Origin of the sequence: Actinoplanes sp. NPDC023936, assembly GCF_040639325.1 — a bacterium.
Taxonomy (GTDB): domain Bacteria; phylum Actinomycetota; class Actinomycetes; order Mycobacteriales; family Micromonosporaceae; genus Actinoplanes.
Genome location: NZ_JBEZZR010000015.1, coordinates 116,424 through 128,211, shown reverse-complemented (window position 1 = coordinate 128,211; position 11,788 = coordinate 116,424). Strand labels below are relative to the sequence as shown.

Sequence of the window (11,788 nt, the reverse complement as noted above, 5' to 3'; positions counted from 1 at the left end):
GAACCACTCCGCGGGCACCTGAGCACAACCCGTCGCTTGCTAACCTGCGCCTGATGTCCGTCGCTGCCCCCGCCCCCGCCGCGTCCGCCGATCCCCCGTCCGATCCTGCGGTGTCACCGCCGAGATCACGGCCGTGGCGTGCGCACCTGACCATCGCTGTGATCGCTCTCGGGCTCGCCGTCTACGTGACGAACGGCCTGTGGCGCGACCCGTACCGGCAGGTCCTCTCGGACAACGTGGGTGACCAGGCGTGGTTCGAGTGGCTGCTGGGCTACGGCGTCTACATGCTCAACCACGGCGCGGATCCGTACTTCACCGACCTGATGAACGCGCCGCTCGGGGTGAACCTCGCGGCGAACACCTCGATCACGGTGTACACGGTGGTCTTCGCGCCGCTGACCCATCTGGCCGGGCCGTCCGTCACCTTCGTGACGATCCTCACACTCAACCTCGCGGTGTCCGCCGTCGCGTGGTACCTGTTCTTCCTGCGCTGGCTTGCGGTGCGCCCGTTCGCGGCCGGGCTGGCCGGTCTCTTCTGCGGTTTCGCGCCGGGCTTCATCGCGCATGCGAACGGCCATCTGAACTGGTCGGCCGGCTGGGTCGCGCCGTTCGTGCTCTGGCGGGTCATGAAGCTCCGCGAGGAGGGCCGCTGGCTGCGTAACGGCCTGCTGCTCGGCCTCTCCCTCGCGATCGGCTTCTCGATCGCGCCGGAGGGCCTGTTCTACGTCGCGATCGCGAGCGGGGTCTTCATCGGCGTGTGGTCGCTGGCCCGGCCGGTGCGGGAGGAGGCCAAGGCCGCGTTCGCGACGGTGGTCAAGGCGCTCGGTGTGGCCGCCACCGTCGCCGGCGCGCTGCTGGCGTACCCGCTCTACATGCACTTCGCCGGACCGCAGACGTTCTCCGGCACGGGCTTCAACCAGCGGTACTTCGTCGAGGACGTGGCGGCGTACCTGGCGTTCCCGAGCCGGTCGATCGCGGCGCTCTTCGGTCTCGGCTCCGACCTGGGACCGAACCGGACCGAGGAGACGTCCTTCTTCGGCGTACCCCTGATCCTTTTCATGATCGTCGCGTTCCGGATGCTCTGGCGCCGTGCCGATCCCGGCCGGCAGGCCACCCTGCGCGCGGTCGGCGTGACCGGCCTGGTCTTCCTGGTTCTCTCCTGGGGCCCGCGGCTGAACTGGATGGGCGCCGAGCTGGGTCTGCCGCTGCCCTACGCGGCTCTGGCCCACCTGCCGCTGTTCGACTCGGCGCTGCCGTTGCGGTTCGCCCTCGCGCTGGTCGGCGTCTTCGGCATCCTGCTGGCGCTGCTGCTCGACCGGATGCCGAGATTCCCGAAGAACCAGAAGATCGCGCTGACCGCTTCGCTTGCGCTCAGCCTGACATTGATCTTCCCCCTTCCGGTACGGGTCCAGCAGCGCTCCGCCGAGCCGGGCTTCATCGCGAACGGCACCTGGCAGCGGTACGTCACCGAGAACGGCGTGCTCACCGCCCTCCCGTTCGCGCTCAACGTGCACGCCGACGGCCAGCGCTGGCAGGCGTACACGATGGCCCGCGGCGGCGCCCAGTTCCGGATCCCGGACGGCTACTTCCTCGGCCCGATGAAGCACGGCGAGGAGGGCCGCAAGGGGATGGGGCAGATCGGCGCCCCGCCCCGGGCCACCGACTGGCTGTTCACCCGGGCGGCGCTCTACGGGTACGTGCCGCGGCTCACCAACGCGGACCGGGAACGGGCTCGCGCCGACCTCGCGTACTGGGGTGTCGAGGCGGTCTTCCTGGCCGACGAGATCACCGGCTCGGACCACAAGATCCTGTTCCGGGAGGCGGTCGAGACCACCGCGATCCAGCTCTTCGGCCAGCCGGAACGGGTCGACGACGTGCTTCTGTGGCGAATCCGCCCGGGAGTCGACCCGGTCAGCCGGTGAGTAGGCTTGCAGTCGTGACTACTGAAGTGCTGACCGTCCTCCGTCCCGGCCTCGTCGACTACGTCGAGGCGTGGGAGGAGCAGAAGCGCATTCACGAATCGGTCGTCGAGGGTTCACAAGCGGACACGATCCTGCTTCTCGAGCACCCGAGCGTCTTCACCGCGGGCAAGCGCACCGAGCCCGCCGACCGCCCGTTCGACGGCACCCCGGTGGTCGACGTCGACCGCGGCGGCAAGATCACTTGGCACGGTCCGGGCCAGCTGGTGGGTTACCCGATCCTGAAGCTGCCGGACCCGGTGGACGTGGTGGCCTACGTCCGCCGGACCGAGCAGCTGCTGATCGACGTCTGCGCGGAGTTCGGCGTGACAGCGGAGCGTGTCGAGGGCCGCAGCGGCGCCTGGATCAAGGCCACCGACGGCGGCCTCGACCGCAAGATCGCGCAGATCGGCATCCGGGTCGCCCGCGGCGTGACGCTGCACGGCTTCGCGCTGAACTGCGACTGCGACCTGGAGAACTTCAACCGCTTCATCCCCTGCGGCATCCGCGACGCCGGCGTGACGTCGCTGAGCGCGGAGGTGGGCCGCCCGGTGCCGGTCGCCGAGGTGCTCCCGGTGGTCGAGCGGCACCTCCCCACGCTCCTCTGATGGCTCTCTATCGCAACCCTCAGGACAAGCGGGTCTTCGTTCCCACGAAGAGCGGTGGGGTGGTGCTCAATTTCGGCCACCCCATCGCCTGGACGATCCTGGTCTGCACCACGGTCGTCCCCTTCGTCATCGTCGCGGTGGTGACGCTGATGGTCGTGCTGTAGGGCCCGTTTCGTAGCGGCGGCCCTAGGGCGCGATCCGGTGCAGGTCCCGGGGGAACGCCGTCACCTCGCGCACGTTCGCGGCACCGACCAGGCGCGCCACCAGCCGTTCCAGGCCGATCGCCCAGCCACCGTGCGGCGGCATCCCGTACTGGAACCCGTCGAGGTACCCGCGGTACGCCTCCAGCGGTTCCCCGGCCGCGGTCAGGGCCGCGACGTAGTCGGCGTACCGATGCAGCCGCTGCCCGCCGGTGACGATCTCCAGTCCCCGGAACAGCAGGTCGAAGCCGTTGGAGTACGCCGGGTCGGCGGACGGGTGCGTGTAGAACGGCCGCTTCCGCATCGGGTACCCGGTCACGTAGACGAACGCGGAGCCGTGCTCGCGCAGCGCCCACTCGCCGAGGGCCCGCTCGTGCGCCGGCGCCAGGTCCGGCTCGTCCGCTGGCGCGCCGGCGATGCGCAGCGCCTCGGCGAAGTGCACCGCCGGGATCTCCGCGGGCACTTCCGGCGTCACGAACCCGGTCCGCCCGGTGATCTCGGCGAACATCCCGCTCAGCGTCCGGGTCAGCGCCGCCATCACGTCCCGGTGGTCGGCGATGAAGCCCATCTCGGCGTCGAGTGACGTGTACTGCGCGAGGTGCCGCGCGGTGTCGCTGGGCTCGGCGCGGAACACCGGCCCGACCTCGAAGACCCGCTCGAAGACGCCGACCATCAGTTGCTTGTAGAACTGCGGCGACTGCGCCAGATAGCCGGGCCGTCCGAAGTAGTCGAGTGCGAACACGTCGGCACCGGACTCGGTCGCCGACTCGACGATCTTCGGAGTCTGGATCTCGACGAACCGCTGCGCCTCCAGGGCCGCGCGGAATCCGGCGGTCGCCGCCGCCGCGATCCGCAGGTTCCGCGCACGCGACGGGTGCCGCAGCGCCAGAGCGGCATGGTCCAGCTGGGCGGGAAGGCCCGCGCTCAGCGCCGGGCGATGCAGTTCGAACGGCAGGGGTACGTCCACAGAGCTCAGTACCCGGATCTCCGGCTTCGTCAGCTCGACGCCACCGGACGCCTGCTCGTTGGCGGTGACCGTCGCGGTGATCTCGACGACGCTGCCCTCGGTGAGCTCCAGCCCCGGCTTCTCCAGCTCGGGCTTCTCCAGCTCGGCCTTCTCCAGCTGGGGCTCGATGATCACCTGACTGAACCCGGCAGCGTCCCGGACGATCAGGAACGCCACGTTCTTGAGCTGCCGCAGGCGATGAACCCAGCCCGCGATCGTGACTTTCTCACCGGCGTGCGCCGTCAGTTCGGTGGAGAGGATGCGTTGCATGGCGGTGGGACCTCCTCTGGTGTCTGCAACGCGGCCCCAGGGAGGTGTGGGCGAGCGGGAACCTCGCGGTGCCACCACACCTTCACGCTCTTCGCAGAGCGCCTCTTGTCGTGCTCGGCTCCGGGGCGTCACTCCCTTCACTGCCGTGACGGGCAGGTTAACAGCACACTTCCGAGGGCCGCATCCGAATTGCCGCGCTTACCGTGACCGCTGTCACAGGAACCGCCACGTGAGCCTCGTCGCCCATGCGATACGCCCGGCCGTCGCGGGCGTATCTTCGGGTTGTGACTATTGCTCCCGAGGGCCGCCGCATGCTGCGCATCGAGGCGCGCAACGCCGAAACTCCCATCGAGCGGAAGCCGCCGTGGATCAAAGTCAAGGCGAAGATGGGCCCGGAATACACGCAGATGCGCGGGCTCGTCCAGAAAGAGGGTCTGCACACGGTCTGCCAGGAGGCCGGCTGTCCCAACATCTACGAGTGCTGGGAAGACCGCGAGGCCACCTTCCTGATCGGTGGTGACCAGTGCACCCGACGCTGCGACTTCTGCCAGATCGACACCGGGAAGCCGGCCGAGTTCGACGCCGACGAGCCACGCCGCGTCGGTGAGTCCGTCGCCACGATGGGCCTGCGCTACGCCACCGTCACCGGCGTGGCCCGCGACGACCTGCCGGACGGCGGCGCCTGGCTCTACGCCGAGACGGTCCGCCAGATCCACAAGCTCCAGCCGGGCTGCGGTGTCGAGCTGCTGATCCCCGACTTCAACGCCGACCCGGCCCAGCTCGCCGAGGTCTTCGGCGCGACGCCCGAGGTGCTCGCGCACAACGTCGAGACGGTTCCGCGCATCTTCAAGCGCATCCGTCCCGGCTTCCGCTACGAGCGCTCCCTCGACGTGATCACCCAGGCCCGCGCGGCCGGCCTGGTCACCAAGAGCAACCTGATCCTCGGCATGGGCGAGGAGCGCTCCGAGATCTCCGCGGCTCTGCGCGACCTGCACGCGGCCGGCTGCGAGCTGATCACCATCACGCAGTACCTGCGTCCCACCCCGCGCCACCACCCGGTCGAGCGCTGGGTGAAGCCCGAGGAGTTCGTCGAGCTGCGGGAAGAGGCCGAGCAGATCGGTTTCGCCGGCGTGATGTCCGGGCCGCTGGTCCGCTCCTCCTACCGCGCCGGCCGGCTCTACAAGCAGGCCCTGGAGGCCCGCGGCTAGTCAGGCTCTGAAGGCCCGCTGGTCAGGCCGGCAACGCGCGAAGCCCGGGAAGCTGTTGCTTCCCGGGCTTTCGTCACTTCTTCTTCTTGGGCTGCTTCTTGTCCGCCTTGCCCTTCTTGCCTTTCTTGCCGGCACCCGCCGTAGCCGGCGCCACCGACGGCATCAGCATCGTCCAGAAGATCAGCAGAAGCGGCGCGACCCAGGCCCACCAGGGAATCGAGGATTCCGGCCCGAACAGGCCTTCGACCACCCGATAGGTCACATCAAGAGCGTTGTCCACGAGCGGCCTCCGAGGGGGAAGAACGACATCGGCCCCTAGTATCGGAACCGCCGCCGCCGGCCTTAGGACTCCAGCAAACCCAGCCGCCGCGCCACCGCCGCCGCCTCCACCCGGTTGCTCACCTCGAGCTTGGCGATGATCCGCGACACGTGCACACTCGCCGTCTTGGGCGAGATGAACAGCTCCCGGGCGATCCCGCTGTTGCTCTGCCCCTCGGCGACGAGCCGCAACACCTCCCGTTCCCGAGCGGTGAGCACCTCACCGGCCCCACGCTGCTCCGGCACATCGGCGACACCGGCCCGGACACCGAGCCGCCGCCCCAGCACGTCCACGGCCGCGAGCATCGGCGCGGCACCCAGCCGCTCGGCGATCTCAGCGGCCTCCCCGAGCGCCTCGGCGGCAGCCTGCCGATCACCGGCCACCGCCTCCGCATAGCCCAGCAAAGCCCCGGCCAGCTGATAAGGCTGCCCATCCGCCCGCCGAGCCGCAACCGCCACCCGCCAGGCCTCGCCGCGGCCGTCACCGGGCGCACCGCCGATCAGCGCCGCCACCTCGGCCGCCGACGCGCGCTCCGCCGGGTAGCGAGCCGGCAGCGCCGCGGCCAGCTCACGGATCTCTTCGCGCAGCGGCTCATCCGCGACCCGAGCCGCCGCCACGAGCAGCGCCCACCCGTACCGCGGACGCTCGAAGACCCCCTTGTCGTGCACCGAGGCCCGGGCGAACCGCAGCGCCCCGGCCGCGTCCCCCGACGCCAGCGCCGCGAGGATCCGCAGCTCGAGCAGGGTCACCCGGTGCTCGGCGGTGAGGAACGGCTTGGCGAGGAACCCGACCGCCCGGGTCACCAGGGCCGCCGCGCCGTCATGACCGCGCGCCAGCCGGATCCGGGCCCGCAGCCGCAGCCACGCGACGGCCAGAACGCCGGGCGGGTCCTGGCGGGCGGCCTCGGCGAGCCGGGCGTCCGCCTCGTCCCAGCGGCCCAGCGCCATCAGCGCCTCGGCGTAGTTCACCAGCAGGTAGACCCCGGTGGTCCGGCTCACCCCGACCCGGTCGGCATACGGAATCCCCTCGGCGGCGACCGTGGCGGACTCCGCGTAGTCCCCCAGCTCGAACAGCGAGTCGGAGAGGTTGACCAGGCCGTGCGAGAAGTTGGAGAGGTCGCCTGCGGCCCGGGCCCGCTCGACCGCCTGCCGTCTCGCGGGCATCCCCTCGTCGACGGGGAGCTGCCCGCCGCACACCCGCCCGCACGTGATCTCGGCGTGGACCTGAGAAGCCTCGTCGCCCAGCTCCGCCGCGGCCGCCGTGAGCTCCTCGGCCATCCGCGCCGCCGCGTCGCCGTCGATGCCGGCCGTCTGGTAGGTCACGTCGCCCAGCAGTTTCAGCCAGGTGAGGTCGCGGGGCGCCGACTGCAGCAATCGGTACGCCTCCCTCGCCTCGGCCGCGCCGTCACTCTTGCCGGCGTTGCGCAACAGTTTCGCCCGCCGGATCAGCAGCCGCGCGGCACGCAACGGCTCCGCCTCGCAGTCCAGGTCGCTGATCGCGGCCCGGGTGAGGCTGAGCGCCCGCATGTGGTCGCCGGAGTCGATCGCGACGAGCGCCGTCTCCTCCAGCAGGTCGAGGTGGGCGGTGCCGAGCAGGGTGGCGGCGTCCGGCACCTGCTCCCAGAGCTCGAGCACCCGCTCCAGCAGCCGCGCCTGCTCGGCGAACGCATATCGGCAGCTCGCCGACTCGGCGGCGCGGCGCGCGGCGACCAGCGCCCGCGGATGATCATGAGCCGCGTGCCAGTGGTGGGCGATCTCGGCCGGCGCACGGTCCGGCGCCAGCAGGTGCGGCTCCGCCTCGATGATCTCCGCATAGCGGGCGTGCAGGCGGGCGTGCTCCCCCGGCAGCAGGTCGTCGTGCACCGCCTCGCGGACCAGCGCGTGACGGAACTCGTAGCCACCGGCGGGGTCGAAGACGATCAGCTGGGCGGCGACCGTGGCGCGCAGCGCGGACTCCAGCGCCGCCTCGTCCACCCCGGCGACCCGGGCCAGCAGCTCGTGGCCGAACTGGGTGCCACCGACGGCGGCCACCCGCAGCACCCGCTGCGCGTCCTCCGGCAGCTGGTCGACGCGGGACAGCAGCAGGTCGCGCAGCGTCTCCGGGATGTCGCCGCACCGCGGGTCGGCGGAGGACGCGAACTGCTCGATGAAGAACGGGATGCCCTGCGCCCGCTCGCAGACCGCGTCGACGATCGCCGGGTCGGGCTCCATGCCGAGCAGGTGGCCGAGCAGCTCGGCGGTGCCCTCCCGGTCGAGCCGGTCCACCTCGAGCCGCTGCACGCCGCGGACCCGGTCGAGCTCGGCGAGGAACGGCCGCAGCGGATGCCCGCGGTGCAACTCGTCCGTGCGGTAGGTGGCGATCAGCAGCAGCCGCCGCACCCGCGCCGAGCGCAGCAGGAAACCGATCAGGTCACGGGTGGACCGGTCCGCCCAGTGCAGGTCCTCGATCTCCAGGATCACCGGCCGCTCCTCGGCGAGCCGGGCGAAGAGCGCGCCGACCAGCTCGAACAGGTGGCCGCGACGGGCCTCGTGGAAATCCGGCGGCGGGCCGAGCTCGGGCAGCAGCCGGGCGAACTCGGCCTCCCGCCCGTCGAACACCGCACGGCCCTCATGCCGGGCCAGCTCCCGCAGCGCGGCCGCGAACGGCGCGAACGGCAGGCCCTCCTCCCCCAGCTCCAGGCACTGACCCTGCAGCACCCGGACCGGCTCGCCGTCGAGCGAGCGGCAGAACTCCTCGACCAGGCGCGTCTTGCCGACCCCGGCCTCACCGCCGACCAGCACGGCCGTCGGCTCGGCGCCGCGCACCCGCTTGAGCGCCTCGCGCAGCACGCCCAGGTCGGCCTCGCGGCCGACCAGGACGGTGCTCGGGGTACTCGCCGTCATGAGGTCGAGCATGCCATGCGGGTACGACAGAATTTCCGGACCGATCACGCGAGCGACTGCTTGGCGGACCGTTTGAAACGCGGCCAACGGCGTGGTTCTTTCGGCCGGAACGCCTTCGCCCGCCGGTAGTCGTCGGCTTCACGGACCAGCTCAGCGGCCTGCGAATGCACGAGTTCGAGCTGGATCTCCGGGTTGGTGAACGGAATCATCGGGTGCTCCTGGGGCGTCGGACGACTGGAACACCACTGACTCTTCGCCCGAAGGCAGCCGCCGGTCATGGGGACGATGACCGATTCCCGAGGCCCCGCCCCTCCTTACTCGGCACCGCTGAGGTGCCCGGGACGCCGTAAGGTACCTGAGCACCACTACACTTTGCGGCTATGGCAAAGCCCCAGGAGAAGGTGTCGTTTCGCGAGCGCCTGAAGCAGATCGGCCAGGTGTTCTCGTTCACGGCGAAGCAGGACAAGTGGTTCGTCCCACTGGTCATCGGAGCGGTCGCGATCCCGATCGCGCTCACCGTTCTCGTCGTGCTTCTCACCGGGTCCTGGGTCTGGATCCCGGTCGGCGTCCTCTTCACGCTGCTGGCCGTGCTGATCGTGCTCAACCTGCGCTCGAACACCGCGATGATGAACGTCGCGGAGGGCCAGCCCGGCGCGGCGGCCTCGCTGATGGAGAACATGCGCGGCGACTGGCGGGTCCGGGCCGCGGCCAGCTCCACCACCCAGTTCGACATGGTCCACGTGGTGATCGGCCGCCCCGGCGTGATCCTGCTGGCCGAGGGTGACCCGCAGCGCGTGCGCTCGCTGCTCATCCAGGAGAAGCGCCGCCTGGTCAAGGTGATCGGCAACGCCCCGCTCTACGACTACATCATCGGCACCGAGGAAGGCCAGCTGCCGGTCCGCAAGCTGCGCTCCACGATGCTGAAGCTGCCGCGCAACCTCACCGGCAAGGACGTCAACGCCCTCGACAAGCGTCTCGGCGCCCTGATGTCCCGCCCGCAGATGCCGAAGGGCGCCATCCCGAAGAACATGCGCCCCAGCAAGGGCGCCTTCCGCCAGCAGCGCCCCCGCTGACCTGACTTCCGCCGCCGGCACGCGCGTACCCGCACGCTCCGCAGAGGGTACGCGCAGAGCCGTCCCACCAAACCCATCCCGTCCCGCGGTTCTCCGCTTTCCCACCCGTCTCGCCCGCGCGGCATAGCGAGCACCCACCTCACCCCGCCCGCGCGGCAGCCGCCGGCGACGGAAGCGCCGCTCGACAACCCGCGAGTCGCCCCGCACCGCACCGCACCGCAGCGTGCGCCGAGAGCACACCGAAGCCGTGCGTGTACCCGCGTCTCGGCCCTGGCGTAGATGAAACATCACGATGACGTTGTGTGCGACCTCATCCACGCTCAAACGCCGATGTTGGACCCGTCGTGGGGTCCGATCGGCGCCCGGGCCCACCGTGAACCCCCACCCCCGCCCAGGGTCACCGTGAGCCATCATTCTCGCGCGGGGTCACCGTGAGCCATCAACGTGACGTCGCGTTCGGCCCGCGGGCGCGAGGCGCGCTACGGCCTTGGCCGGAGGCATTGGGTCGCGTTGTACTCCCGGGCGGTGTAGCTGCGTTTGTGGGGCCGATGACGCGTACCCGAAAGGGCGCTAGCCTCGGTGCAGCAGGCCGAACGAAGGAGTCCCGCTCGTGGTCAGCACCCTGGCGGTCCCCGGCAGCTATCCCACCGTGCGTGACGCCCTGGAGGTGGCTCCGGTGGGAGCCGTCGTGACGCTCGCGGCCGGCACCTATCGGGAGCGCCTGGAGCTGGACCAGCGTGATCTGACGCTGCGTGCCCTCGGTGAGGTGCTCGTCGACGCGTCCGAGCTGGACGGTCCGGCGATGGCGATCACCGGCGGGCGGGTCGACGTCGAGGGCGTGAGTTTCACGTCGGGTGACTATCCGGCGGTCCTCGTCACGGGTGGGCGGCTGACGTTGCGCAAGTGCGAGTTGCAGGCCGGGTTCGGCGCCGGGATGCAGGCGGCCGACGGCGCGACGGTGGAGGCCTCCGAGGTGCGCGTGCTGCGCGCTCAGTACGGTTTCGTCTTCTCCGACGCGGGCGGCACCGTGGAGTCCAGCGAGGTGCGCGGCATCTCCGACGACGGGGTGATCGTGCGGCTCGGCGCGGACCCGGTGCTGCGCGGCACGACCGTGGCGGAGTGCGGCTATCGGGGGATCTACGTCTATCAGTCGAGCCGTCCGGTGATCGAGCGCTGTGACGTCTCCGGCGCCGGCGACGCGGGCATCGTGGTGGCGCACGGCAGCGCACCGCGGATCGTGGAGACCTGGGTGCACGAGACGATCGGGCCGGGCATCGTGGTCGGGCCGGGCTGCACGGCGACGATCGAGAGATGCCGGGTGGAGCAGACCGGCGAGCCGTCCGTCCAGATCGACCCGACGGCGACCGCCACGGTGGATCTGACCGGCAGCGGCGGCCTGTCGAAAGCCGGGGCGCACGACGACGCCGACGTGGAGCGGCTGCTCTCCGAGCTCGACTCGATGATCGGCCTGGCGGGTGTGAAAGGCGAGGTCCGCGCGCTGATCGACGAGATCCAGGTGAACGAGTGGCGGCGCAGCGCCGGGCTCAGCGTCGGCACTGTCAGTCACCACCTGATCTTCACGGGCGCTCCGGGTACGGGTAAGACCACCGTCGCCCGGATCTACGGCCGGCTGCTGACGGCGCTGGGTGTGCTGCCGAACGGGCAGTTCCGCGAGGTGTCCCGCCGTGACCTGGTCGGGCAGTACATCGGGCACACCGCGGAGAAGGCCACGTCGGTGTTCGAGGAGGCGATGGGCGGGGTGCTGTTCATCGACGAGGCGTACACGCTGGCCCGGGCCGGTGGCACGGCCGCCGACTTCGGCCAGGAGGCGATCGACACGCTGGTGAAGCTGATGGAGGACCACCGGGACCAGGTCGCGGTGATCGTCGCCGGCTACACCACGGAGATGTCCGACTTCCTGGACGCGAACTCGGGTCTGGCGTCCCGGTTCGCGAAGACCCTGGAGTTCGAGAACTACGGCGCCGACGAGCTCGTGATGATCGCGGACCGGATCGCGCGCCACGACGACTACATCTTCGCGGCCGGACTGCCGACGGCGCTGCACGCGCACTTCTCGGGCCTTACCCGGGACCGCAACTTCGGCAACGCCCGGGAGGCCCGCAAGCTGCTCGAAGGGATGCGCAAGGCGCAGTCGGGGCGGCTGCGGGCGATGGGCCGGATGCCGAGCCGCGACGATCTGCGGACGCTGATGGTCGACGATCTCCGCACGGCCACCCGGACGGGACCATGACGATCATGATTAC

At 70.7% G+C, this 11,788-nt stretch carries 10 protein-coding genes; 6 read left to right on the top strand and 4 right to left on the bottom strand.

Annotated elements, in window-relative coordinates:
• The first annotated feature begins 53 nt into the window (after positions 1-53).
• From AB0F72_RS21145 to AB0F72_RS21135, 3 genes are read left to right on the top strand one after another with little or no spacing between them, the layout of a single operon-like run.
• A complete protein-coding gene (locus tag AB0F72_RS21145; RefSeq protein WP_360433786.1) occupies positions 54-1,922 on the top strand; it encodes a DUF2079 domain-containing protein in 1,869 nt (622 codons plus the stop codon).
• 14 nt (positions 1,923-1,936) lie between these two features.
• Positions 1,937-2,566 carry a lipoyl(octanoyl) transferase LipB gene (gene lipB / locus AB0F72_RS21140; protein WP_360433783.1) on the top strand — a complete coding sequence of 210 codons (630 nt, stop codon included), beginning with the start codon at positions 1,937-1,939 and terminating at the stop codon, positions 2,564-2,566.
• The gene (locus AB0F72_RS21135; protein ID WP_014441501.1) at positions 2,566-2,730 is read left to right on the top strand and encodes a hypothetical protein; all 165 of its coding nucleotides are present in this window, start codon (positions 2,566-2,568) and stop codon (positions 2,728-2,730) included. The genes lipB and AB0F72_RS21135 overlap by 1 nt, the downstream gene beginning before the upstream one ends.
• Before the next feature lie 22 nt (positions 2,731-2,752).
• Here AB0F72_RS21135 and aspS read toward each other — a convergent pair whose 3' ends face one another.
• Complete coding sequence (gene aspS / locus AB0F72_RS21130; RefSeq protein WP_360433780.1) at positions 2,753-4,042, bottom strand: aspartate--tRNA(Asn) ligase; 1,290 nt, start codon at positions 4,040-4,042, stop codon at positions 2,753-2,755.
• A 311-nt stretch (positions 4,043-4,353) separates the two neighbouring features.
• Here aspS and lipA point away from each other — a divergent pair, with 311 nt between their 5' ends.
• Positions 4,354-5,250: a lipoyl synthase gene (lipA, locus tag AB0F72_RS21125; protein WP_360433929.1), complete on the top strand. Its 897-nt coding sequence runs from the start codon at positions 4,354-4,356 to the stop codon at positions 5,248-5,250.
• Between the two features lie 73 nt (positions 5,251-5,323).
• Here lipA and AB0F72_RS21120 read toward each other — a convergent pair whose 3' ends face one another.
• The 3 genes from AB0F72_RS21120 to AB0F72_RS21110 all read right to left on the bottom strand — a co-directional run bounded on the left by AB0F72_RS21120 (position 5,324) and on the right by AB0F72_RS21110 (position 8,660).
• Complete coding sequence (locus tag AB0F72_RS21120) at positions 5,324-5,530, bottom strand: hypothetical protein (RefSeq protein WP_360433777.1); 207 nt, start codon at positions 5,528-5,530, stop codon at positions 5,324-5,326.
• Between the two features lie 62 nt (positions 5,531-5,592).
• Positions 5,593-8,451, bottom strand: a complete 2,859-nt coding sequence (locus AB0F72_RS21115) for an AAA family ATPase (protein ID WP_360433775.1) — start codon at positions 8,449-8,451, stop codon at positions 5,593-5,595.
• Between the two features lie 44 nt (positions 8,452-8,495).
• Positions 8,496-8,660: a hypothetical protein gene (locus AB0F72_RS21110; RefSeq protein ID WP_360433772.1), complete on the bottom strand. Its 165-nt coding sequence runs from the start codon at positions 8,658-8,660 to the stop codon at positions 8,496-8,498.
• 171 nt (positions 8,661-8,831) lie between these two features.
• Here AB0F72_RS21110 and AB0F72_RS21105 point away from each other — a divergent pair, with 171 nt between their 5' ends.
• Positions 8,832-9,524, top strand: coding sequence for a DUF4191 domain-containing protein (locus tag AB0F72_RS21105; protein WP_360433769.1), 693 nt, complete (start codon positions 8,832-8,834; stop codon positions 9,522-9,524).
• 610 nt (positions 9,525-10,134) lie between these two features.
• On the top strand, positions 10,135-11,775 hold the full coding sequence (locus tag AB0F72_RS21100) for a right-handed parallel beta-helix repeat-containing protein (RefSeq protein WP_360433766.1): 1,641 nt from the start codon (positions 10,135-10,137) through the stop codon (positions 11,773-11,775).
• Positions 11,776-11,788 lie beyond the last annotated feature (13 nt).

Excerpts from the sequence above, each read along its gene's own strand:
- AB0F72_RS21145 (WP_360433786.1), top strand. The coding sequence starts at position 54 with ATGTCCGTCGCTGCCCCCGCCCCCGCCGCGTCCGCCGATCCCCCGTCC.
- AB0F72_RS21135 (WP_014441501.1), top strand. The coding sequence starts at position 2,566 with ATGGCTCTCTATCGCAACCCTCAGGACAAGCGGGTCTTCGTTCCCACG.
- aspS (WP_360433780.1), bottom strand. The coding sequence starts at position 4,042 with ATGCAACGCATCCTCTCCACCGAACTGACGGCGCACGCCGGTGAGAAA.
- lipA (WP_360433929.1), top strand. The coding sequence starts at position 4,354 with ATGCTGCGCATCGAGGCGCGCAACGCCGAAACTCCCATCGAGCGGAAG.
- AB0F72_RS21115 (WP_360433775.1), bottom strand. The coding sequence starts at position 8,451 with ATGACGGCGAGTACCCCGAGCACCGTCCTGGTCGGCCGCGAGGCCGAC.
- AB0F72_RS21110 (WP_360433772.1), bottom strand. The coding sequence starts at position 8,660 with ATGATTCCGTTCACCAACCCGGAGATCCAGCTCGAACTCGTGCATTCG.
- AB0F72_RS21105 (WP_360433769.1), top strand. The coding sequence starts at position 8,832 with ATGGCAAAGCCCCAGGAGAAGGTGTCGTTTCGCGAGCGCCTGAAGCAG.